Origin of the sequence: Pseudomonas sp. 313 (assembly GCF_000316965.1) — a bacterium.
GTDB classification, from domain to species: Bacteria; Pseudomonadota; Gammaproteobacteria; order Pseudomonadales; family Pseudomonadaceae; genus Chryseomonas; species Chryseomonas benzopyrenica.
On sequence record NZ_ANBZ01000079.1, the window covers coordinates 365,347 to 386,637 of the forward strand.

Sequence of the window (21,291 nt, forward strand, 5' to 3'; positions counted from 1 at the left end):
CTCCATCGTCGAAGCCCAACAGTGCGGGCTCTGGGCAAGACCCGTTTGGCTTCGCTGCGCGTAACCCAACCTAATGGCCTTTCCTACGGGCTGGCGCTGTTTCCGTAGGTTGGGTTGAGACGGCTTTATCGTCGAAGCCCAACAACCAGCTCCAAGCAAGACCTGTTGGGCTTCGCTACGCTCAGCCCAACCTAGGGTCTGTTACGGTCATGGCCGCAATCAACCGTCTACCGCCATTCCACCGCGCTAAGCCTTACGGTTACTTGCGTGGCTTGCCGAAGCCGGGCGACTTGCGCACCGACTTGACCTTGGGTTTGCCGTCTTCCACCCAGCGACCCAGGGGCTTGTCGGATACCGGTCCACCCACCTTGGGTTTCTTCGGCTTCTTGGGCTTCTTCATGACCAGTCCGCCCGGACCGGTCTGGGGGACGCGGTGGTCGGGGATGAAATCCGGCTCGTCGCGGCGCACGAGGATCTGACCGATCAGCGTCTCGATGGCCGCCAGCTGGTCAACCTCGTCGGCGCAGACCAGCGAAACCGCCTGGCCCTGGTTGCCCGCGCGGCCGGTCCGGCCAATGCGATGCACGTAATCCTCGGCGACGATGGGCAGGTCCAGGTTGACCACCAGGGGCAGGTCCTGGATGTCCAGGCCGCGGGCGGCCACATCGGTGGCGACCAGGATGTCCGCCTCGCCAGCCTTGAAGCGAGCGAGGGCGCGCAGCCGCGCCGGCTGGGGCTTGTCACCATGGATGGATTCCGCCGCCAGGCCTTCGGCCTGCAACACCTCCACCAGTTGTTCCACGCCCTTGCGCGTCTTGGCGAACACCAGCACCTGCTGGCGAGGACCGCTGCGATAGAGGTGCAGGAAGAGTTCGGTCTTGCGCTTCTTGTCGACCGGCACCACCCACTGCTTGACGGTGACCGCGGCGGTGTTGCGCGGACTGACGTCGATAGTCTGGGGATCACGCAGTACCGGGGCGGCCAGCTGACGCACGGCGTCGGAGAAGGTCGCCGAGAACAGCAGGGTCTGGCGCTTGCGCGGCAGCATGACGAACAGCTCGCCCAGTTGTCGGGAGAAGCCCAGGTCGAGCATGCGATCGGCTTCGTCCAGCACCAGCAGCTGTACCTGGTCGAAGCGCACGGCGTTCTGGTTGAACAGGTCGAGCAGGCGCCCGGGGGTCGCCACCAGCACGTCCACGCCCTTGCGCAGCTTCATCATCTGCGGATTGATGCTCACGCCACCGTAGGCCACGGCGGTACGCAGGGGCAGGTGCTGGGCATAGTCGCGCAGACTGGCATGGACCTGCTCGGCCAGCTCGCGGGTGGGCGTGAGGATCAGCGCGCGGATATGGTTGGGCGCCACCGCCGGGCCTTCCTGCACCAGTCGCTGCAGGAGCGGCAGTCCAAAGGCGCCGGTCTTGCCGGTGCCGGTCTGGGCGGCGGCCAGCAGGTCGCGACCGGCCAGCACCGCCGGGATGGCCTGGCGCTGGATGGGCGTGGGGGAGCTGTGCTCCAGGGCGGTGAGCGCCTGCAGCAGCGGATCTATGAGGCCGAGGTCGGCAAAGGTCATGACAGGCCCGGATGGCGACGAAAAGGGAGCGAATTCTAGGCCGACTGTGATGCGCGCTCAAACTTTGTAGCCAGGCGGCGGCTGCGGGCTGAATCCCGACGCGGCATAGTGGTCAGTTCTGCGTCTACAGGAGAGCCCATGAGCGATACCTCTACCTTGCCCCCGGTACTGGCCGGTCCGCTGTTGCGCCGGGTCGAGTCGTCGCGGTTGCTGCTCTGGCTGGTGACCACCACCGCCGAGGCGCCTGTGCCGCGGCTCTGGCAGGGTGAAGCCGAGTGGGAGGCACAGAGCGAGGTCCAGTGCCTGCGCCTGGGCGCACAGGCCTACCTGCAGCTGCTGGAGGTCAAGCCTAAGGTCGAGTTGCCGACCGATACCTTCATCCACTACGACCTGCAGCTGACCGCGGGCGGCATCCGCGACTGGGCCCCACACCTGCTCTCGGCCGACGGGGACCTGCCATGCCTGGTGCTGCGCGCACGCTTCGATCATCTGCTCCATGGCTCCTGTCGCAAGCCCCATCATGCCTCGGCCGATGGCCTGATCGCGGTGGATCGCCTGCTGCAGGCCAGTGCGACCCCCGAGGAGCGGCCCGCGGCCCTGTTGCTTACCGGTGATCAGGTCTATGCCGATGATGTCGCGGGGCCCATGCTGCTGGCGGTGCAGGCGCTTATCCGTCGCCTCGGACTCCATGGCGAGTTTCTCGAAGGCGCGGTGGTGGCGGACAGCGACGCGCTGATGGCCCATGCCGCCAACCTCTATCACCGCGAAGACCTGCTGCCGGCCTTCAAGTCCAATCGGGCGCTGCGCGAGAAATTCTTTGGCGGGGTGGAAAAGCCGATCTTCACCTCCACCAATGCCCACAATCACCTGGTGACCCTGAGCGAGGTGCTGGCGCTCTATCTGCTCTGCTGGTCCCCCACGCCCTGGAGCCTGATCGAGGTCGTGCCACCGGCGCTCGACGATAAGGACCGTGAGCGTTACGCCGCCGAGTCGCGCTGCATCGAAGGCTTCGTGGCGACCCTGCCCCAGGCTGCGCGGGCCCTGGCCTGGGTACCCACGTTGATGATCTTCGACGACCATGACGTCACCGACGACTGGAATCTATCCGCCCGCTGGGAGGAGACGGCCTATGGGCATCCCTTCTCCCGGCGCATCCTCGGCAATGCCCTGCTGGCCTATCTGCTCTGCCAGGCCTGGGGCAACGCGCCGGAATCGGTCGCCGAGCCGTTGGCCGCCACCGCCTGCCTGTTGGCCACCGCGGGAGACGACGGCAAGCTGGACTGTGCGGCGCAAAATCAGTGCATCGACGATCTGCTGCGGTTCCAGGGTTGGCACTATGTGCTCAAGACCAGCCCGCCGCTGATCGTGCTGGACACCCGTACGCGCCGTTGGCGCAGCGAACTCCGCCTGGAGCACCCGTCGGGCCTGATGGACTGGGAGGCCCTTTGCGAGTTGCAGCAGGACCTGCTGGATCATCCGTCGGCGGTGATCGTTTCGGCCGCGCCCATGTTCGGCGTCAAGCTGATCGAGGCGGTGCAGCGCATCTTCACCTGGTTCGGCCAGCCGCTGATGGTGGATGCCGAGAACTGGATGGCCCACCCCGGGGCGGCCAAGACCATGCTCAACATCTTTCGCCACCGCCGCACCCCGGGCAACTACGTGGTGCTCTCCGGCGACGTGCACTATTCCTTCGTCTACGACATCCGCATCCGGGACCGACGCGGTGAGCCGCGGCTCTGGCAGATCACCAGCAGCGGCATCAAGAACGAATTCCCGCCGCGCCTGCTGGCCACCCTGGACCGGCTCAATCGCTGGCTCTATGCGCCCTGGTCGCCGCTCAACGGCTTCACCAAGCGCCGCCGCTGGGAGCTGCAACCGCGCCTGCCGGATCGCCGCGAGGCCGGCGAGCGACTTTGGAACGGTGCCGGCATCGGCCAGGTGCTGCTGGACGCGGAAGGGCGCCCGGCGGTGATCCGTCAGCACAATGCCGATGGCTCGCCGGCCACCGAGTTCGTCGAGCGCCCGGGCTGAGCTCGGCGCCGCCGTGCCTTAGGGCCTTCCGGGTGACAGGCGCCTGATCAGCCAGGTCGAGAGCCAGTACACCGGCTCCAGCACCAGAAAGCCCAGCAGGATACCGCCCAGCCGGGCCAGGCCCGCCACCGGGTCGATATGGTCATAGTGGTCAGGCACCATCACCACCAGAAACGCCAGCGCGAACTGCATGCCGAGATAGCCGATACCGAGCGGACCGTTCTCGAGGTGTCTGCCAATCAGCACACCGAGCGCAACGCCCGCCAGCGTCAGCCAGAGGCTTTCCTGGCTGACCAGCAGCAGGAGGGCCGCCAGGCCACCCCCGAGCAGGCAGCCGAGCATTCGATGCAACAGCCTTCTGGAGACCGCCTTGCCGGCGCTGCTCAGGCCGTCGAAGGGAACCACCATGACCGCCAGGATGGTGATGGCCGCCTGGCTGACATCCACCCCGATCTCTGCCGTCGCGCCCAGGGACAGCAGGGCCAGGGCCAGACCTCCCTGCAGTGCATGGCGCAACGCCAGGGGCTGCCAGACACCCAGGGTCCGCGGCGTCGAGGCCACCGTGGTTGGCGTCCTGGGCCACAGGCGCGCACGGACGCCGTAGGTGGACAGCGCGCTCACCAGCACGCAGGCCGAGGTGCCGAGCGCCACCTCCAACAGCCGTGACAGGGCGTATCGCTCGAGCTGATCGGGCGCCTGGAGGCTCGCCAGGACCACCATGACGTAGGTGAGGCCGCCCAGCAACCAGGCATAGCCATAGCGGCCCACCAGTGTCAGATAGAGGGTGACGCTGCCCACCGTGCCCAGCAGGATGGCCTGCTCGTAGGGGTTCAGCTGCAGGTGGCGCAGGACCAACAGGGCACCGGCGGCGCCGATACCGGTACCCAGCACCCGCAGGCAGCCGCGCGAGAAACTGTCGCGGACATATGACCTCATCACGATGTAGCCGCTGAACGCCGCCCAACCGACATGCTGAACCCCGGCCAGGTGGCCGAGCAGGATCGCCAGAAAGACCGAGGTCAGGGTCTCCAGTTCGTCGACCAGACGGCGCCGGTCGCGGCCGAACTGGCGGAGATCGCCTGCCAGATCGCGCAACAACTGCCTGAATTCCGACAACGCCTGGGAAGGGGGCATGGATCCATGATGAGTGCCGTGGTCGCTGCCTATGCTACCGCGCCCGAGCGCCGTCTGGCAGCACAGGGGCCGGCCGCGAACGGCAGAGGCGCATCGCGACCGGACCGCTCAGGCCGAGCTGCCGCCAGCGGCCAGCCAGCGCAGCACCCCCTGGCCCGCTGCCCGGCCGCTGGCGAAGCAGGCCGTGAGCAGATAGCCGCCGGTGGGTGCTTCCCAGTCGAGCATCTCGCCGGCGCAGAAGACGCCCGGCAATTGCCGCAGCATCAGGCCAGCGTCCAGCGCTTCCAGGGGCACGCCGCCCGCGCTGCTGATCGCTTCCGCCAGGGGCCGTGGCCTGACCACGGTGAGGGGCACGGCCTTGCAGGCCTGAGCCAATCGGCCCATGTCCTGGAAGGTCACCGGCGGAGCCAACTCGCGGAGCAGGGCGGCCCGGGCGCCGTCGATCCCGGCATGGCGCCGCAGGTGGTTGGCCAGGGACTGGCTACCGCGGGACTTGGCCAGGGCCCGGCCGAGTTCGGCCAGGTCACGCTGCGGCGCCAGATCCAGGGTCAGGGTCGCCTGGCCATCCCGTTCGATGGCCGTGCGGATCTCGGCGGACAGCGCATAGACCAGGCTGCCCTCGATCCCTGTGTCGGTCAGCACGAATTCGCCCTGGCGTGGCGGCTGACCCGGAAGGGCCAGGGCGGCGGGCTTGATCGGCGCGCCGGCGTGGCGGGTCTTGAGGAAGTCACTCCAGCCAGCCACCTCGAAACCGCAATTGGCCGGTTCCAACGGGCGCAGTCTGATCCCCCGCGCCGCCAGCAGCGCCTGCCAGGCCCCATCCGAGCCGAGCCGCGGCCAGCTGCCCCCGCCCAGTGCCAGCACCGTGGCCTGGGGCTGCAGCAGACGCTCGCCCTCCGGGGTGGCCAGGCGCAACCGGCCCTCGGCGTCCCAGCCCAGCCAGCGACTGCGGGTGTGGATGCGCACGCCCTGGTCGCGCAGCCGATGCAGCCAGGCACGCAGCAGGGGCGCGGCCTTCATGTCGGCGGGAAACACGCGTCCCGAGGTGCCGACAAAGGTCTCGATGCCCAGCTCATGGATCCAGGCGCGCAGGGCATCGCTGTCGAAGCTGTCGAGCCAGGGGCTGACTCCGCTCTCGCGCTCGCGATAACGCTGGCGAAAGGCGGCCTGCTCCTCGGCATGGGTAATGTTCATGCCACCCACGCCGGCCAGCAAAAACTTGCGGCCCACGGAAGGCATCGCATCGAAGAGATCCACCGGGATGCCGGCGGCGGCCAGAGTCTCGGCCGCCATCAGCCCGGCGGGGCCACCCCCGATGACAGCGACGGCAGGGGCGGCGGGGGAGAGAGACATGGCGGCATCCAGGAGCTACGGAAAACCGCCATTGTACGCGAGGTGCTAGGTTCTTAGACCACGCCAGCCTGACCCAGGGGTGCCGCCAGGGGTTCTTCCAGCCGCTCGGGAATCAGCGGTTCGGTCCGCCCCGGCGTCAGGATCACCTTGCGGCAGTCCTCCTGCTTCTTGTCGAAGATCTTGTAGCCCTCGACCGCCTGCTCCAGGGACATCCGGTGGGTGATGATGGCCTCCGGCGCCAAGTCGCCACGCTCGATGTGTTCCAGCAGTTCCGGTAGATAGCGCTGCACGTGGGTCTGGCCCATCTTGAAGGTCAGGCCCTTGTCGAAGGCATCACCGAACAGGAAACCATGGATGAAACCGGCATAGACCCCGGGCACGCTCACGGTGCCACCGCGCCGCACGGCCGCGATGCACTGGCGCAGGGCCTTGCCGCTGCTGCCTTCCAGCTTGAGGTTGGCGAGGATGGTCTCGGTGGTGCTGCCCTTGGCCTCGAAGCCCACGGCATCCACGACTCCATCCACACCCCGCTTGCCGGGCGTCTGCTCGATGATGGTGGCCGCCGGATCGTCGTCCTCGTCGAAGTTGATCGGGATGACGCCATAGGTCTGCTGGGCATAGGCCAGGCGATAGGGGTGGTGATCGACCATGAAGATACGCTCGGCACCCAGCATCCGCGCACAGGCGGCCGACAGCAGGCCGACCGGTCCGGCGCCATAGATGGCGATGCTCGAACCCTGGCCGATGCCGGTGTTGAGCACGGCCTGCCAGGCGGTGGGCAGGATGTCGGACAGGAACAGCACCTTTTCGTCAGCCAGGGTGCCGGGCACCTTGAAGGGACCGGTGTTGGCCTTGGGCACGCGCACGTATTCGGCCTGGCCGCCCGGTACGCCGCCATAGAGGTGACTGAAGCCGAACAGCGCCGCCCCCGGCGGGATCTGTTTCTTGTTGAGGATGGCGCCGCGGCCGGTGTTGGTGGTCTCGCAGGCGGCGTAGAGATCCTGGTTGCAGAAGAAGCAGCTGCCACAGGCGATGACGAAGGGAATCACCACCCGATCGCCCTTCTGCACGGCGGTGACGGCCGGGCCGGTTTCCTCGACGATGCCCATGAATTCGTGGCCGAAGATATCGCCGTGTTCGACGGTGGGGATCTTGCCGCGGTAGAGGTGCAGGTCCGAACCGCAGATGGCCGTGGCCGTCACCCGCAGGACGATGTCGTCGGCGTCCTGGATGGTCGGATCGGGAACGGTATCGACGCGGACATCGTGGGCACCGTGGTAGGTCAAGGCTCGCATGGCGGTCTCCGTTGGGTAGCGTTTACCTAGAGGTGGAGGCCGCCGCCAGCCGAGCGGTTCCGCGATGTCGGACCGGTGGTATGGCACCTTGATGGCGACCGATTGTGGCTTTTCGCCGCCAAAGCCCGGGCCAGAGCCGGGCAGGCGGAACGGTGTCAGCGGTTGCGGATGTACACGGCCTTACCCGCGCTGCCATCAGCAGGATCGCGTTCCTGCACCTCGAACCTGTCGCCATGGGCCTTCACCAGGCCACTGAATTTGCGATGCCCATAGAGGCGGGCATCGAAGTCCGGACGCACCTTGCCCAGGTTGGCCCCGACCATGCCCAGGTTGGCCCAGCCGCCTTCGTCGGAGGCGTCTTCCACGGCCTGTTCGATGAGCTTGAGAATGGTGTTCAACTTGGGCTTGCCACGGTTGGTGGTCGCGGGCTTGTCGGTGGCGCTGGTGGTTTCGCGAGCCTCTTCGCGTGGCTTCGACCTGAGGATCTCGGTGTAGATGAATCTGTCGCAGGCCGAGACGAAGGGATCCGGTGTCTTCTCCTCGCCGAAACCGTAGACCGTCAGGCCTTCCTCGCGCAGCCGCGCCGCCAGGCGGGTGAAGTCGCTGTCGCTGGAGACCAGGCAGAAGCCGTCGAAACGACGGGTATAGAGCAGGTCCATGGCATCGATGATCAGGGCGCTGTCGGTGGCGTTCTTGCCCTTGGTGTAGCCGAATTGCTGCACCGGCTGGATGGAGTGGTCGAGCAGCACCTTCTTCCAGCTGTTCAGTTGCGGTTGGGTCCAGTCGCCATAGATGCGCTTGACGCTGGCCACGCCGAAGCGGGCGATCTCGGCCATGAGGCCATCGACGATGGCGGCCGGTGCGTTGTCCGCATCGATCAGCACCGCCAGGCGCGCCTGGCTGGATTCGGAGGTCTTGGCGGTCTTGCTCATTGAAGCTCCCGTTCAGTTCAGACCCAGCTCCTGCCAGACCTGGGTCGCGGTGTGATGGAGGATGCCGTGCCGGCGGGCCAGCGCCAGGCGATCGGCCGAATAGCCGCCACCGATCACCCCTACGACCGGTATATCCGCCGCCAGGCAACGCCGCAAGACCAAGCCGTCGCGGGCGGCGAGACCGGCATCGGTGAGGTCCAGATAGCCCAGGGCGTCATCGCGATGGACGTCCACCCCGGCATCGTAGAGCACCACGTCGGGCTGATAGAGGGGCAGCAGATAGCCCAGGGCGTCGTCGAGCACCCGCAGGTAGCCGGCGTCGTCCAGACCGCGGGGCAAGGGGATGTCCCAGTCGCTTTGCGCCTTGCGCGCTGGATAGTTGGTGGCGCAGTGCAGGGAGACGGTGATGGCGTCAGGGACCTCGGCGAGGATGCGCGCCGTGCCGTCGCCCTGGTGCACATCGCAATCCAGGATCAGCACCCGCCCGGCGCGACCGCTTTCCAGCAGCGACAGCGCCAGGATCGCCAGGTCGTTGAAGATGCAGAAGCCGGCCGGATAGTCATGGTGGGCGTGGTGGGTCCCTCCGGCGAGGTGACAGGCCAGGCCATGGCGCAGCGCCAGCTCTAGGGTGAGCAAGGAGCCGCCCACCGCGCGGATGGTCCGGCGCACCAGGGCTTCGCTCCAGGGCAGGCCCAGCTGGCGCTGCAGCGGCGGTGCCAGTTCGCCGGCCTGGAAGGCCCGGATGTAGTCCGGCGCATGGGCCAGCGCCAGCAACTCGTCCGGACAGCGGTCAGGGCGCCGCCAGTTATCGGCGCCCAGGATGCCGCTGGCACTCAGGTGCTCGTGCAGCAGACGGAATTTCTCCATCGGAAAGCGATGGCCGGCGGGGAAGGACGGACTGTAGTCCTCGTGGTAGACCAGCGGCAGGCGGGCGCTCAAAACACCAGGAGCTCCAGGATGAACCAGAGGATACCGGTGCAGAAACCCAGCGCCAGGAGGAACAGCAGGCCGTCACGGGCGATCAGCGACAGGGCGAAAGAGGTCAGCGCCAGCCCGGCCGTGGTGTTGGCGAAGGGCACCAGATCCAGCACCGGCATGGTCGCGGCGATGAGAATGCAGAGCAGGGCGGTGACGAAGTGCGCGGGCCGCGAGGTGAGTACCCGCAGGCGCGACTTGACCACCTTGTCCACCCAGCGCGCCGGCCGCTGCAGCAGGCGCAGCGACTTGCGCAATTTGCCGCGCGAGATCGAGCGCTGCAGCACCCAGCGCGGCAGCCAGAAGTGGTCACGCCCCATCAGCAACTGGCCGCTCACCAGCATGACGAAGACGGCGATGGCGGTGGCGATGCCGGGAATGCCGGTCAGCGGCGAGATCGCCAGTACCCCTGGCAAAAGGATCATGGGACCAAAGGAGCGACTGCCGATGGCATCGATCAGGTGCTGCACCGAGACCTGGCTGGGGCTGTTGCCCACCCGCTCCAGACAGGCCAGAAAGCTCTGGAGATCCACCGGGCCATCCTGCCCGGTGTCGCAGCTGGCGGGCTCGCGCTCCAGGGCCTCGTCCTTCATGGCTGGGCGTTGTCCAGCATACGGCGGATCCAGCGGGTCAAATCCTGGCGGCCATAGGGCTTGTTGAGAATGGGGAAGCGCTCGCCGTTGCCTTCCTCCAGTTCCAGGGCGTTGTTGGCATAGCCCGTGGTGAGCAGGATGCGCAGCTCGGGTTGGCGCCGCTGCGCCTCCTTGGCCAACATCACGCCATTCATGCCGCCGGGCATGATCAGGTCGCTGAACAGCAGGTCGATGGCAGGCTCGCGGGCAAGGATGTCCAGCGCCTGCTGGCCATTGTGGGCGACCAGCACCTGGTAGCCGGTCTCTTCCAGAATGGCCTGGGCCAGGGCCGCCACGTCCGGGCGATCGTCCACCACCAGGATGGTCTCGGAACCGCCGCCGTCCTCGTGCGGGGTCGGCAGGGGCGCCGGATGGTCGCGCGCCTCCTCTTCGGAGACCGGGAAGTAGAGACGCACCGAGGTGCCTATGCCGACTTCCGAATAGAGCCTCACCAGGCCGCCCGACTGCTTGAGAAAGCCATAGACCATGGACAGGCCCAAGCCGCTGCCCTGACCTTCGTCACGGGTAGTGAAGAAAGGATCCAGGGCCCGACCGAGCACGTCGGTGGACATGCCGCAGCCGGTGTCGGTCAGGGCGATGCAGACATAGTGCCCCTGGGCCAGGCCGCCGTGGGCCAGATCCTGACCATTGACCTCGACGTTGAGGGTCTCCAGGGTCAGGGTGCCGGTACCGCGCTCCTGCATGGCCAGGCGGGCGTTATCGACGATATTGAGCAGCGCCGTCTCCAGCTGGATCGGATCGAGCCGGCAATTCCACAAGGCCGGAGCCGGCCGGAAGATGAAGCGGAAGGGCCCGCCCAGTGCCTGGGACAGGCGGCCCTGACGGGCCTCAATGAGTTTGTTCAGGTCCACCGCGCGCCCGGTCAGGCGCTGCTTGCGGGCAAAGGCCAGCAGCTGCTGGGTCAGGGTGGCTGCCCGATTCACCGCGTCGCGGGTGTTGTCGACATGGCGCTTGGCCTTGTCCTTGTCCAGTTCCGGACGATCCAGATTGATCCTCAGGATGTCCAGGTAGCCGACCATCACCTGCAGCAGGTTGTTGAAGTCGTGGGCGATGCCCCCGGTGAGCTGGCCGAGGGCTTCCATCTTCTGCGCCTGTCGCAGGGCATCCTCGGCGTCGCGGCGGCGGGAGACGTCCAGCTGCGAGGCGAAGTAGTAGAGCAGCTGGCCCTGGGGATCAAGCACCGGGGAGATGAACAGCGCATTCCAGAAGGTCGAACCGTCCTTGCGGTAGTTCAGCAATTCAATGTCGCAATCCCGTTGCTCGCGCAGCGCGCTGCGGATTTCAGCGATATGTTCCGGGCGCGTGTCCGGCCCCTGCAGGAAGCGGCAGTTACGGCCCATGACCTCGTCCAGCGCGTAGCCCGTGGTGCGCAAGAAGGACTCGTTGGCGAAGATGATCGGATTATCCGGCTGGTGCGGATCCGTCACGATCATCGGCATCCGGGTCTTTTTCACGGCGGCAAAGAAGATGTCGTCGTGCCCGAGACCCTTGCCCAGCTCCGCGATCTTGGCCGCGGACGGATGGGGAGACGAGGCGTTGGCGGTTTCGGTCATGGGGAGGAAGCCTGCGAGCGGACAGCGGTACCCTCATTGTGACCGCTTATGGGGCCACAAGCTCCACCAGTTATCGTCATACGATGAGTAATGTGTCTGGAAGCACGGCGAACGCACAGGATTTGACCGGTTTTGCGTATGATGATCGCTCTCTGTCAAGGAACCCTTCCCATGAGTAAGGTGCTGGACAACCTGGTCGAACTGCTGACCCTCGAATCCCTGGCCCCCGATCTGTATCGCGGCGGGAGCCAGGATCTCGGCTTTCCCCAGCTCTTTGGCGGGCAGGTGCTGGGGCAGGCGCTGTCAGCGGCCAGCCAGACCGTGCCCGAGGCGCGCCAGGTGCACTCCCTGCATGGCTATTTCCTGCGCGCCGGTTCGGCCGTGGAGGCAGTGACCTACCAGGTGGATCGCATCCGCGACGGGGGCAGCTTTTCCACCCGCCGGGTCACTGCCTTCCAGGGTGAACAGCCGATCTTTTTCTGCAGCGCTTCGTTCCATATCGAAGAGCCGGGCTTCGAGCACCAGACCACCATGCCGGACGTGCCCGCGCCCGAGACGCTGCAATCGGAGATCGCCCACGCGCAAAAGTACGCCGAGCTGATTCCTGCGCCCTTACGCGACAAGCTGCTCGGGCCGCGGCCGATCGAGATGCGCCCGGTGGTCTTTACCGACCCCTTCAAGCCGGAGCCCACCGAGCCGGTTCGCCACGTCTGGTTCCGCGCCACCGGCGATCTGCCGGACCAGCCGGCGCTGCATCGCTATCTGCTGGCCTATGCCTCGGACTTCAATCTGCTGCCCAGCTCGCTGCTGCCCCACGGCACCAGTTTCTGGGATCGCTCGCTGCAGATCGCCAGCCTCGACCATGCGGTCTGGTTCCACCGCGATTTCCGCCTGGACGACTGGTTGCTCTACGCCATCGACAGTCCCTGGGCCGGCGGGGCTCGCGGTCTGTGCCGCGGCAGCATCTACAACCGCGCGGGACAGCTGGTGGCCTCAGTGGCCCAGGAAGGACTGATTCGCAAACGCGGCTGAGACCAAGCCCTCTAGCTGGCTATTTCGGTAGCACCCTTATAGGCTCTTGCCTGCGAAGCACCGGGCGCCTAGTTAGGCGTCCCAGACACATCATTAGTTTGAGGCATCGTTCTTGAATCGACTCGAGCGCGTCGTAACCGGTATCCAGGGGCTGGATGAGATCTTGAAGGGAGGCCTGGTTGCAGGCGCGTCCTATGTCATCCAGGGCCGTCCGGGCTCCGGCAAATCGATCATGGCCAATCAGATCGCCTTCAACCATGTGCGCGGCGGTGGCCGGGTGCTGTTCGCAACCATGCTGTCGGAAACCCATGAGCGGATGTTCCAATTCTTTTCCACGCTGGATTTCTTCGACCGCTCCTGCATCGGGGATCAGGTCCAGTACCTGAGCGCCTTCGATACCATGGAAGGCGAGGGGCTGGATGAGGTCGTGCGTCTCCTGCGGCGGGAAATCAGCCGGCAAAAGGCCAGTCTGCTGGTGGTGGATGGTCTGCTCAACGCTCGGTCGCGTGCGGAAACGCCCATCGACACCAAGAAGTTCATCGCCGAGTTGCAGGGGCATGCGGCCTTTGCCGGTTGCACGGTGATCTTTCTCACCAGCGCGCGTCTCGAAGACGGTAGCCCGGAGCACACCATGGTCGATGGCGTGCTGGATCTGCACGAGGAAGAGATCGGCAGTCGCACCATCCGCCGTCTGGCACTGCGCAAGACTCGCGGTAGTGGCGCGTTGCCGGGCTTCCACGAATTCACCATCTCCGATGCCGGCATCACCGTGTTTCCACGGTTGGAAACTCTCTATCGCGATCCCTCGGTGGGCGCGACCTATCGCATTGGGAACCAGCGCGTAACCAGCGGCGTGGCTTCGCTGGATGCGATGATCGAGAACGGGCTACCGGAAAGCTCGACCACCTTGCTCATGGGGCCCTCGGGTGCCGGCAAGACGTCCATCTCGCTGAATTTCCTGGCCGCCTGCACGTCCGAGGCCCCCGGTCTGATGTTCAGCTTCTATGAACCGCCGGAGCGGCTGCAGCTCAAGGCCGACGCCCTGGGGCTCGATCTGGCCGGCCGTATCGATCAGGGCGCACTGCACATGCACTGGCAGCCCACGACCGAGTTGCGCCTTGATGAAGTGGGTCTGAAGCTGCTTGCGCTGGTCCAGCAGCACGGCATCAAACGGCTGGTGATCGACAGTCTGGGCGCCATTGCCCGCTTCGCCTTGCCCCAGGGGCGGCTCATCGAATACTTCAGTGCATTACTGAACGAGCTGCGTACCCAGGGCGTCACAGTTCTAGCTACTTGGGAATTACGGGACATGTTTGGCGCGGATATAGCAGCGCCGGCTCCCGAACTTTCCAGCATGGTGGACAATCTGATTTTGCTGCGATTCGTCGAGGCCGAGGCGGAGATCAAAAGAGTTCTGTCCATCCTCAAGGTGCGGGATAGCCTTTATGACCCCTCGCTACGCGAGATGGTGATAGACAACTCGGGAATCGAACTGAAAAAGGCGTTCAAAGACATGGTGAAGGTGCTTTCCGGTTCAGCCATGCCCTCAATACAACCATGATCGCGTCGGCTGGGAGAGTCTCCACATGACGACGATACTGGTAGTCGATGACGAATTTCTGATAGCGGACATCCTGGCCTTCGCTCTTGAAGACGAAGGCTACATGGTGGTCAAGGCGAGCAACGGCCGCCGAGCGCTTGATGTCTTCGATCGAGAACTACCGTCGCTGGTCATCACCGACTTCATGATGCCGGTGATGAATGGCCGCGAATTGGCGGAGGCCCTGCGCGAACGCCAGGGCCTACAACACCTGCCCATCATCCTGATGAGCGGTGCCCAGGCGCACCTGGCCCAGGAAAGCGCTGAGCTGTTCGATGCCGTGTTCCAAAAGCCCTTCAACATCGGCGATATCGTGGACACGGTGCGCAAGCACCTCGTTGCGCTGGAATCCTGAGCGAGTCCCAAAACAAAAAGGCCTGTCTGAGCAGGCCTTTTCGTTTTGGGGCTGGCGCATCGGCCAGCCCCGCGTCTCCGATCAGGAGCGCGACAGCAGTACGCCCAGAACGAAACCGACACCGCCGGCGATGGCCAGGGCAGTGAAGGGTTTGTCGGCGGTCACGTTGCGTGCGCAGTCGATGGCCTGGCCATATTGCTCCTGCAGCTTGCCTTCCAGTTGACGGGCCTTGCCCTCGGCTTGCCAATCGGCATTGCCGGTCGCGGCGCCGAAGCTGTCCTGGACCTTGCCGGTAGCGTCCTTGGCATTGCCTATGATCTGATCGGTATTCATGAATGCACCTCATGTTGGGAAACGGGAGAGGTCATGCCAAGCGGCATGCTTCCCTTATTGATCCGCGCCAGACGCATTTCGTTCAGGTCAATTTGCTGTTCGCGACAGCCATCGCGGTTTTCAGCCGAGAGGAACCATGATCTCCAACCGTATTTACGCCTTCTGCCTGCTGTCGCTGCTGGCCGGTTGCAGCACCCAGCAGCCGCCTGCCGAACCGGTGACCGATGCCGAGGAGCTCTTCACCCGGCCCGTTGTGGCTGAAAGCATCCTGCGCCAGGGCTCTCGCCTGCAACTGGCGCTGGCCCTGGCGGATGGCGGCGCCGCGTTGGTGGCCTTGGATTGCGTGGATGAACAGGCCGAATTGCTCTTTCTGGAGGGCGATCAGCGCGTCTATCCCGGACGGGTGAATGGCTATGCCGCGCCCCTGGCGCTGAGCGCCGCCAAGGTCGAGGCGCTCAAGCAGCGTCCAGACGTGGCTGCGCTCTGCGCCCAGCCGGCCAGTGAGGATTGGCGTGTCCTCGCCAGCGGCGCCGGTGGCGACACCCTGGTCATCGACCGCAACAGCCTGGTGGACGCCAACGGGGTGCGCCGCTTCTGGGGAGGCCAACAGTTGCCCGTCCAGCTGCAGACGCCGCGCTATGGCGCTCCGGTGCGCCAGTGGCGCGAATCCCTGGCCGCCGACTGTACCGCGCGCCGTTATCTGCTGCTGGCGCGTTACGGCCTGGATGACGCCGGGCGGATAACTGACAGCCAGCCAGGCGCCCAGGGGCAAGAGACCTTCGCTGCCGCTCCCGTCGAGCGGCGCACCCTGCTGGAAGCCGCCTGTGACCGCCGGGATGCCTTACTGGCCACGCCACGCCTGGGCGGGATCAAGGCCGCCGCGACAACGCCGGCTGCACCGTCGCCCGCTGGCGAGTTGCCCGCGGCCCAGGCTCAGCCTCTGCAGGCGCTCAAGGCGCTGGCGCTACCCGCGCCAGCCATGGCCGTGCAGCGCTTCGTAGAGGCGGGCGAGAGCCGTTACGAAGGCCAGACCCAGGCCTATCGCGAAGAGGTCCGGGTCAGCCCTGGCGCGCAGCCAGGCTTGTTGCGCTTCAGCGCCCAGGGCAGGGCGGCACGGGTCGACTCGCTCAATTGGCGCGGGCTGATCGACCTGGTACGCCGCACCCGCCTCGACAACGGCAATCTGCCGGTGGAAGAACTCGCCAGCCTGGATCGACTGAGCTTCAGCGGCGACTGGCGGAGGCTCGCGGTGGGCAGCCAGGTCGGCTACCAAGCCCGGCAGACCCTGACCGGCAATCTGAAGGGCGCGGAGCAGCGGGAGATCAAGCTGTCCTGCAAGGTGGTGGGCGAGGGTGAGGCGCGCAAGGTGCTGGCTACTCTCAGTGGCAGGGCCAAGACTCTCGAATGCCGACATGGCATCTCAGGCAATGGTCCTTTGAGTCGCTGGACCTATCTGGAGGCCTATGGCTTGTTCCACCTGACCAGTGTCGGGGCAGGCCAGGCCATGGGCCTGGAAAAACAGCTGAGCGAGTTGCAATAGGTGGGCAGCGCGCCTGGCCGATGAGCGAATGTCCGAGGCAGTATCAAGACGTTCCCTGGTGATATTTGCCTAATAGGTAAATATCACTCACGGAAAAGCGACTTTTTGGCGGATTAGTACTGGGAGTACGCTGTGTCTATCGAAACAGCACAACCAAGAGGTATTCGCTATGAAAGTCCTGGGTATCCAAGCGCTCGTTGCCGTCCTGTTCATGGGCCTGCTGTCGGGTACCGCATCCGCGGCCAGTCGCGACCTGTCCAGCAAATCGATCCGGGCCAATGCCCAAGCGCAATTCCAGTCGGAACATCCCGCCCGTGCTTCCGCGCTGTACCAGAACAACGCCAACTAGTCTGATGTTTGTCGCGACGCCCCGGCGATCCACTCATCGCCGGGGCGTCGTTCTATCTGCCTGCCCGTCCGCACCGGCTGAGCGGTCGCCAACGTCTCTTCCCACCGCTTGCCGGTAGTTCCAGAACCCTTGCCCCAGGGCCGCGAGCGCGGCAGGCTGTCCGGATGTCAGCGGAGCGAGAAAGGCACGATGAAGATTGGCGAATTGGCCCGGCGCACCGACTGCGCGGTCGAGACCATCCGCTACTACGAGCGTGAAGGCCTGCTGCGCCCGGCGGCGCGTAGCAGCAGCAACTACCGCAGCTATGACGAGGATCAGGTCGAGCGCCTGATCTTCGTGCGTCATTGCCGTTCCCTGGACATGACCCTGGAAGAGATCCGGGCGCTGCTGGCGCTACGGGATACCGCCACGCCGGGGTGCGCCCAGGTGGACGCCCTGATCGGCGCCCATCTGCATCATGTCGAGGTGCGCATTCGCGAGTTGAATCAGCTGCGCGAACAGCTGGTGACCCTGAGACGGCAGTGCCAGGGGGAAGGCGAAGGCGACCGTTGCGGCATCCTGCGCGAACTCGGTCAGCCGGCGGCGCCATCGGCGACCACCGCCAGCTGCAGTGCGGCCGGGCACGCCCATGTGCCCGGCACCCACCGTCTGCATGACTAGCTAGGGATCAGAGCGCCTCTGCCCAGAGGTCGTACTCGTCGGCGTCGGTGACCCGCACCCAGACCTTGTCGCCTGGCTTGAGGGGATTGGCGCTGTCGACATAGACGTTGCCGTCGATTTCCGGGGCATCGGCGTAGGAGCGGCCAATGGCGCCTTGCTCGTCCACCTCGTCGATCAGCACCTCGATCTCGCGACCGATCTTGAGCTGCAGGCGCGCGGCGGAGATGGCCTGTTGGTGCGCCATGAAGCGCTCCCAGCGCTCCTGCTTGATCTCGTTTGGTACCGGGTCCAGGCCCAGCTCGTTGGCCGGCGCGCCCTCGACCGGCGAATACTGGAAGCAGCCGACGCGATCCAGCTGGGCTTCGGTGAGCCAGTCCAGCAGGTACTGGAAGTCTTCCTCGGTCTCGCCGGGGAAGCCGACGATAAAGGTGGAGCGGATGGTCAGCTCCGGGCAGATCTCCCGCCAGCGCTTGATGCGCGCCAGGGTCTTGTCCTCGAACGCCGGGCGCTTCATGGACTTGAGCACCTTGGGGCTGGCGTGCTGGAAGGGGATGTCCAGATAGGGCAGCAGCTTGCCGGCGGCCATCAGCGGAATGACGTCGTCGACGTTGGGGTAGGGGTAGACATAGTGCAGGCGCACCCAGACCCCCATGCCCGACAGCGCCTCGCAGAGTTCCAGCATGCGCGTCTTGACCGGTTGGCCGTTCCAGAAGTCCAGTTTGTACTTGAGATCGACGCCGTAGGCGCTGGTGTCTTGGGAGATCACCAGCAGCTCCTTCACGCCCGCCTTGACCAGCCGCTCGGCCTCGGACAGCACGTCACCCACCGGGCGGCTGACCAGCCTGCCGCGCATGGAGGGGATGATGCAGAAGCTGCAGCTGTGGTTGCAGCCCTCGGAGATCTTCAGATAGGCATAGTGGCGCGGGGTCAGCTTGATGCCCTGGGGCGGGACCAGGTCGATCAGCGGATTGTGCTCCAACTGCGGCGGCACCACCTCGTGGACGGCGCTGACCACCTGCTCGTACTGCTGCGGACCGGTCACCGCCAGCACGCTGGGGTGCACGCCGCGGATGTTGCCCTCATCGACCCCCATGCACCCGGTGACGATCACCTTGCCGTTCTCGGCGATGGCCTCGCCGATGGCGTCGAGGGATTCGGCCTTGGCGCTGTCGATGAAACCGCAGGTGTTGACCACCACCACGTCGGCGTCTTCATAGGTCGGTACGATCTCGTAGCCTTCCATGCGCAGCTGGGTAAGGATGCGTTCGGAGTCGACGGTGGCCTTGGGACAGCCGAGGCTGACGAAACCGACCTTGGGGGCGGACGTTTGGATGGACATGGGCTAACCTCGGCGGGCGCTCAGGAGGCGCCTTGATCAAAAAACGCGCGATTCTAGCCATCTCTGCCGCTGCTTGGAAGGGGTACGCCGGTCCTGGCGACCGCACAGAGCTTTTTGCCGACCAGAGAGTCTATGGTCCTTGAAGCGCTGCGCCGAGAGGTTGCCCGCGCCACGCTACCGGCCTTTTCAACTTGATCCTGACGCCGCTTCGGCGCAGGATGCGCCGATTTTAGACTCTAGGAGCCCTGCATGAGCCGTCCGGAACACGAGCACGGTGGTAAAGCCCCTTCGGCCTTGGGAATGATCGTGCTCGCCACCGGCGTGGTATACGGCGACATCGGTACCAGTCCTCTCTATACCCTCAAGGAAGTCTTCTCGCCGCACTATGGCCTGGCGCTGAACCACGACAGCGTGCTCGGCATCCTGTCGCTGATCTTCTGGTCGCTCATCTGGGTCGTCACCCTCAAGTACATCACCTTCGTCATGCGCGCCGACAACCAGGGCGAGGGCGGCATCATGGCTCTCACCGCCCTGGCCCGTCGCGCCGCTCAGGGCTCGCCGCGCCTGGCCACCACCCTGGTGTTGCTCGGCCTGTTCGGCGCCGCGCTCTTCTATGGCGACAGCATGATCACTCCGGCGGTCTCGGTGTTGTCGGCGGTGGAGGGGCTGGAGCTGGCCTTCGACGGTCTGGAAGCCTGGGTCGTGCCCATCGCCCTGGTGATCCTGGTCGGCATCTTCGCCATCCAGAAGCGCGGCACCGCCACCATCGGCAAGTTCTTCGGCCCGGTGATGGTGCTCTGGTTCACCACCCTGGGCGCCCTGGGCGTCTATGGCATCGTCCAGCAGCCTGAGGTGCTCAAGGCCTTCAATCCCTATTGGGCAGTGGAGTTCTTTGCCGCCAATCCGGTGAAGGGTTTCATCGTCCTGGGCGCGGCCGTGCTGGCCCTGACCGGGGCCGAGGCACTCTATGCCGACATGGGCCACTTCGGGCGCAAACCCATCGCCCGGGCTTGGCTGCTGCTGGTGCTGCCGGGGCTGGTGCTCAACTACTTCGGTCAGGGCGCGCTGCTGCTCGCCGATCCCTCCGCGGTCCGTAATCCCTTCTATCTGCTGGCCCCGGAATGGCTGCTGCTGCCGATGATCGGGCTGTCGACCCTGGCCACCGTCATCGCCTCCCAGGCGGTGATCACCGGCGCCTTCTCCATGACCCGCCAGGCCATCCAGCTGGGCTATATTCCGCGCATGCAGATCCAGCACACCTCCAGCCAGGAGCAGGGGCAGATCTACATCCCGCTGATGAACTGGGCGCTGATGCTGGGGGTGATCTTCCTGATCCTGACCTTCCAGTCCTCGGCCAACCTGGCCGAGGCCTATGGCGTGGCCGTGACCGGCACCATGCTGATCACCAGCTGCCTGGTGTCGGCGGTGATCCTCTTGCTGTGGAAATGGCCGCGCTGGATCATGGTGCCGTTGCTGATCGGCTTCCTGCTGGTGGACGTCCTGTACTTCTCGGCCAATGCGCCGAAGATCTTTTCCGGCGGCTCCTTCCCGGTGATCGCCGGTATCGTCATCTTCATCCTGCTGACCACCTGGAAGCGGGGCCGGCAACTGGTGGTGGAGCGCCTGGACGACGGCGCGCTGCCATTGCCGATCTTTATCAGCAGCATCCGTGCCCAACCGCCGTTCCGCGCCAAGGGCACCGCGGTGTTCCTCACCGCCCGGACCGACGTGGTCCCCCATGCCATGCTGCACAACCTGCTGCACAACCAGGTGCTGCACGAGCAGGTGGTGCTGCTCACGGTGCGCTACGAGGATCGCCCGCGGGTATCGCGTGGCGAGCGCATGGAGGTCGAGGACTTCGGCGACGGCTTCTATCGCGTGGTGCTGCACTACGGCTTCATGGACGAGCCGGACATCCCCCTGGCCTTGAGCCACTGCCCTTATCCAGGCCTGGATTTCACCCCGATGCGCACCACCTATTTCCTCAGCCGGGAAACGGTGATCGCCTCCAAGCGCCTCGGCATGGCGCCCTGGCGCGAGAATCTCTTCGTCTTCCTGATGAAGAACGCCAACGGCAACCTGAGATTCTTCAAGCTGCCGGTGAACCGGGTGATCGAGTTGGGCACCCAGGTCGAGATCTAGCCGAGCGCAGAAAGAACAAAGGCCCCAGCAGGGGCCTTTTCTTCGCCTAGTTGAATACCGACGGCGGTAGGGTGTCAGGATCGGTGATGAAGGGCATCTGCCAGCTGTCGAGGGTCTGGCCGCGGCCTTCCAGCTCGCTGCGCACCGTGCCTATGTAGCCAGCCAGGCGCAGTGGATCGCTGTAGTCCGTCTCGCTGAGTTGTTCCTCGGTATAGAGCGTCTTGCCCTGGGCATCCACCACGCCCAGCGCCAGGTCATGGCCATCCGCGCCGGACGATACCACGCAGCCGAGGGGTTGGAAGGCATCCACCAGGATCTTGCTGGCGGCGTCGGCGGAAAGCGGTGTGCTCATGACAGAGGTCTCCGTGGCTGTTGCAGCCATAGACCGTTGGAGACCGCCCCCTTGTTCCGGCCGTTCGTCCGGGACCCAAGCCAGTCCAAAGTC

General features: G+C 65.5%; 19 protein-coding genes. 8 read left to right on the forward strand and 11 right to left on the reverse strand.

The features are described 5' to 3' along the window. Positions 1-259 precede the first annotated feature (259 nt). Positions 260-1,570: a DEAD/DEAH box helicase gene (locus C722_RS0119880; protein WP_017642197.1), complete on the reverse strand. Its 1,311-nt coding sequence runs from the start codon at positions 1,568-1,570 to the stop codon at positions 260-262. A 138-nt stretch (positions 1,571-1,708) separates the two neighbouring features. On the opposite strand from C722_RS0119880, the gene C722_RS0119885 reads away from it, so the two are divergent. Continuing rightward, positions 1,709-3,601, forward strand: coding sequence for a hypothetical protein (locus C722_RS0119885; RefSeq protein WP_017642198.1), 1,893 nt, complete (start codon positions 1,709-1,711; stop codon positions 3,599-3,601). An 18-nt stretch (positions 3,602-3,619) separates the two neighbouring features. Here the strand turns inward: C722_RS0119885 and C722_RS0119890 are convergent, their stop codons facing one another. From C722_RS0119890 to C722_RS0119920, 7 genes are all read right to left on the reverse strand, one after another. Further along, positions 3,620-4,735, reverse strand: coding sequence for an FUSC family protein (locus C722_RS0119890; RefSeq protein ID WP_037064367.1), 1,116 nt, complete (start codon positions 4,733-4,735; stop codon positions 3,620-3,622). Between the two features lie 108 nt (positions 4,736-4,843). Next, positions 4,844-6,088, reverse strand: coding sequence for a TIGR03862 family flavoprotein (locus C722_RS0119895; protein ID WP_017642200.1), 1,245 nt, complete (start codon positions 6,086-6,088; stop codon positions 4,844-4,846). A gap of 53 nt (positions 6,089-6,141) precedes the next feature. After that, positions 6,142-7,383 carry a zinc-dependent alcohol dehydrogenase gene (locus tag C722_RS0119900; protein ID WP_017642201.1) on the reverse strand — a complete coding sequence of 414 codons (1,242 nt, stop codon included), beginning with the start codon at positions 7,381-7,383 and terminating at the stop codon, positions 6,142-6,144. A 155-nt stretch (positions 7,384-7,538) separates the two neighbouring features. Next, the gene (locus C722_RS0119905; RefSeq protein ID WP_017642202.1) at positions 7,539-8,315 is read right to left on the reverse strand and encodes an NYN domain-containing protein; all 777 of its coding nucleotides are present in this window, start codon (positions 8,313-8,315) and stop codon (positions 7,539-7,541) included. Positions 8,316-8,327: 12 nt separating this feature from the next. Beyond that, positions 8,328-9,254 (reverse strand): histone deacetylase, encoded by a 927-nt coding sequence (locus C722_RS0119910; RefSeq protein ID WP_017642203.1) that lies wholly within the window; start codon positions 9,252-9,254, stop codon positions 8,328-8,330. Then, positions 9,251-9,883: an exopolysaccharide biosynthesis protein gene (locus C722_RS0119915; protein WP_017642204.1), complete on the reverse strand. Its 633-nt coding sequence runs from the start codon at positions 9,881-9,883 to the stop codon at positions 9,251-9,253. Before C722_RS0119915 ends, C722_RS0119910 begins: the two co-directional genes overlap by 4 nt. Next, a complete protein-coding gene (locus tag C722_RS0119920) occupies positions 9,880-11,496 on the reverse strand; it encodes a histidine kinase famiy protein (RefSeq protein WP_017642205.1) in 1,617 nt (538 codons plus the stop codon). The genes C722_RS0119915 and C722_RS0119920 overlap by 4 nt, the downstream gene beginning before the upstream one ends. Positions 11,497-11,667: 171 nt before the next feature. Between C722_RS0119920 and tesB the strand changes: the two genes are divergently transcribed. From tesB to C722_RS0119935, 3 genes are all read left to right on the forward strand, one after another. Next, a complete protein-coding gene (gene tesB, locus C722_RS0119925; RefSeq protein ID WP_017642206.1) occupies positions 11,668-12,528 on the forward strand; it encodes an acyl-CoA thioesterase II in 861 nt (286 codons plus the stop codon). Positions 12,529-12,640: 112 nt separating this feature from the next. Further along, positions 12,641-14,089: an ATPase domain-containing protein gene (locus C722_RS0119930; protein ID WP_017642207.1), complete on the forward strand. Its 1,449-nt coding sequence runs from the start codon at positions 12,641-12,643 to the stop codon at positions 14,087-14,089. A 25-nt stretch (positions 14,090-14,114) separates the two neighbouring features. Further along, positions 14,115-14,483, forward strand: coding sequence for a response regulator (locus C722_RS0119935; protein WP_017642208.1), 369 nt, complete (start codon positions 14,115-14,117; stop codon positions 14,481-14,483). An 81-nt stretch (positions 14,484-14,564) separates the two neighbouring features. On the opposite strand, the gene C722_RS0119940 is transcribed toward C722_RS0119935, so the two are convergent. Next, positions 14,565-14,816 (reverse strand): CsbD family protein, encoded by a 252-nt coding sequence (locus C722_RS0119940; RefSeq protein ID WP_017642209.1) that lies wholly within the window; start codon positions 14,814-14,816, stop codon positions 14,565-14,567. Between the two features lie 136 nt (positions 14,817-14,952). Between C722_RS0119940 and C722_RS0119945 the strand changes: the two genes are divergently transcribed. The 3 genes from C722_RS0119945 to cadR all read left to right on the forward strand — a co-directional run bounded on the left by C722_RS0119945 (position 14,953) and on the right by cadR (position 17,365). Further along, positions 14,953-16,356 carry a hypothetical protein gene (locus C722_RS0119945; protein WP_017642210.1) on the forward strand — a complete coding sequence of 468 codons (1,404 nt, stop codon included), beginning with the start codon at positions 14,953-14,955 and terminating at the stop codon, positions 16,354-16,356. Positions 16,357-16,525: 169 nt separating this feature from the next. Continuing rightward, positions 16,526-16,705, forward strand: a complete 180-nt coding sequence (locus C722_RS0119950; RefSeq protein WP_017642211.1) for a hypothetical protein — start codon at positions 16,526-16,528, stop codon at positions 16,703-16,705. Positions 16,706-16,894: 189 nt separating this feature from the next. Beyond that, on the forward strand, positions 16,895-17,365 hold the full coding sequence (gene cadR / locus C722_RS0119955) for a Cd(II)/Pb(II)-responsive transcriptional regulator (protein ID WP_017642212.1): 471 nt from the start codon (positions 16,895-16,897) through the stop codon (positions 17,363-17,365). 7 nt (positions 17,366-17,372) lie between these two features. Here the strand turns inward: cadR and rimO are convergent, their stop codons facing one another. Next, entirely contained in the window at positions 17,373-18,698 is a 1,326-nt protein-coding gene (gene rimO / locus C722_RS0119960; protein ID WP_026083981.1) for a 30S ribosomal protein S12 methylthiotransferase RimO, read from the reverse strand. A gap of 306 nt (positions 18,699-19,004) precedes the next feature. Here rimO and C722_RS0119965 point away from each other — a divergent pair, with 306 nt between their 5' ends. After that, entirely contained in the window at positions 19,005-20,846 is a 1,842-nt protein-coding gene (locus C722_RS0119965; RefSeq protein ID WP_017642214.1) for a potassium transporter Kup, read from the forward strand. Between the two features lie 46 nt (positions 20,847-20,892). Here C722_RS0119965 and C722_RS0119970 read toward each other — a convergent pair whose 3' ends face one another. Next, positions 20,893-21,198: a hypothetical protein gene (locus tag C722_RS0119970; RefSeq protein WP_017642215.1), complete on the reverse strand. Its 306-nt coding sequence runs from the start codon at positions 21,196-21,198 to the stop codon at positions 20,893-20,895. Positions 21,199-21,291: the final 93 nt, after the last annotated feature.

Coding starts and splice junctions, on each gene's coding strand:
- C722_RS0119935 (WP_017642208.1), top strand. CDS start 14,115: ATGACGACGATACTGGTAGTCGATGACGAATTTCTGATAGCGGACATC.
- tesB (WP_017642206.1), top strand. CDS start 11,668: ATGAGTAAGGTGCTGGACAACCTGGTCGAACTGCTGACCCTCGAATCC.
- C722_RS0119945 (WP_017642210.1), top strand. CDS start 14,953: ATGATCTCCAACCGTATTTACGCCTTCTGCCTGCTGTCGCTGCTGGCC.
- C722_RS0119965 (WP_017642214.1), top strand. CDS start 19,005: ATGATCGTGCTCGCCACCGGCGTGGTATACGGCGACATCGGTACCAGT.
- C722_RS0119950 (WP_017642211.1), top strand. CDS start 16,526: ATGAAAGTCCTGGGTATCCAAGCGCTCGTTGCCGTCCTGTTCATGGGC.
- C722_RS0119970 (WP_017642215.1), bottom strand. CDS start 21,198: ATGAGCACACCGCTTTCCGCCGACGCCGCCAGCAAGATCCTGGTGGAT.
- C722_RS0119905 (WP_017642202.1), bottom strand. CDS start 8,315: ATGAGCAAGACCGCCAAGACCTCCGAATCCAGCCAGGCGCGCCTGGCG.
- C722_RS0119900 (WP_017642201.1), bottom strand. CDS start 7,383: ATGCGAGCCTTGACCTACCACGGTGCCCACGATGTCCGCGTCGATACC.
- C722_RS0119940 (WP_017642209.1), bottom strand. CDS start 14,816: ATGAATACCGATCAGATCATAGGCAATGCCAAGGACGCTACCGGCAAG.
- cadR (WP_017642212.1), top strand. CDS start 16,895: ATGAAGATTGGCGAATTGGCCCGGCGCACCGACTGCGCGGTCGAGACC.
- C722_RS0119915 (WP_017642204.1), bottom strand. CDS start 9,883: ATGAAGGACGAGGCCCTGGAGCGCGAGCCCGCCAGCTGCGACACCGGG.
- C722_RS0119880 (WP_017642197.1), bottom strand. CDS start 1,570: ATGACCTTTGCCGACCTCGGCCTCATAGATCCGCTGCTGCAGGCGCTC.
- C722_RS0119895 (WP_017642200.1), bottom strand. CDS start 6,088: ATGTCTCTCTCCCCCGCCGCCCCTGCCGTCGCTGTCATCGGGGGTGGC.
- C722_RS0119890 (WP_037064367.1), bottom strand. CDS start 4,735: ATGCCCCCTTCCCAGGCGTTGTCGGAATTCAGGCAGTTGTTGCGCGAT.
- C722_RS0119920 (WP_017642205.1), bottom strand. CDS start 11,496: ATGACCGAAACCGCCAACGCCTCGTCTCCCCATCCGTCCGCGGCCAAG.
- C722_RS0119885 (WP_017642198.1), top strand. CDS start 1,709: ATGAGCGATACCTCTACCTTGCCCCCGGTACTGGCCGGTCCGCTGTTG.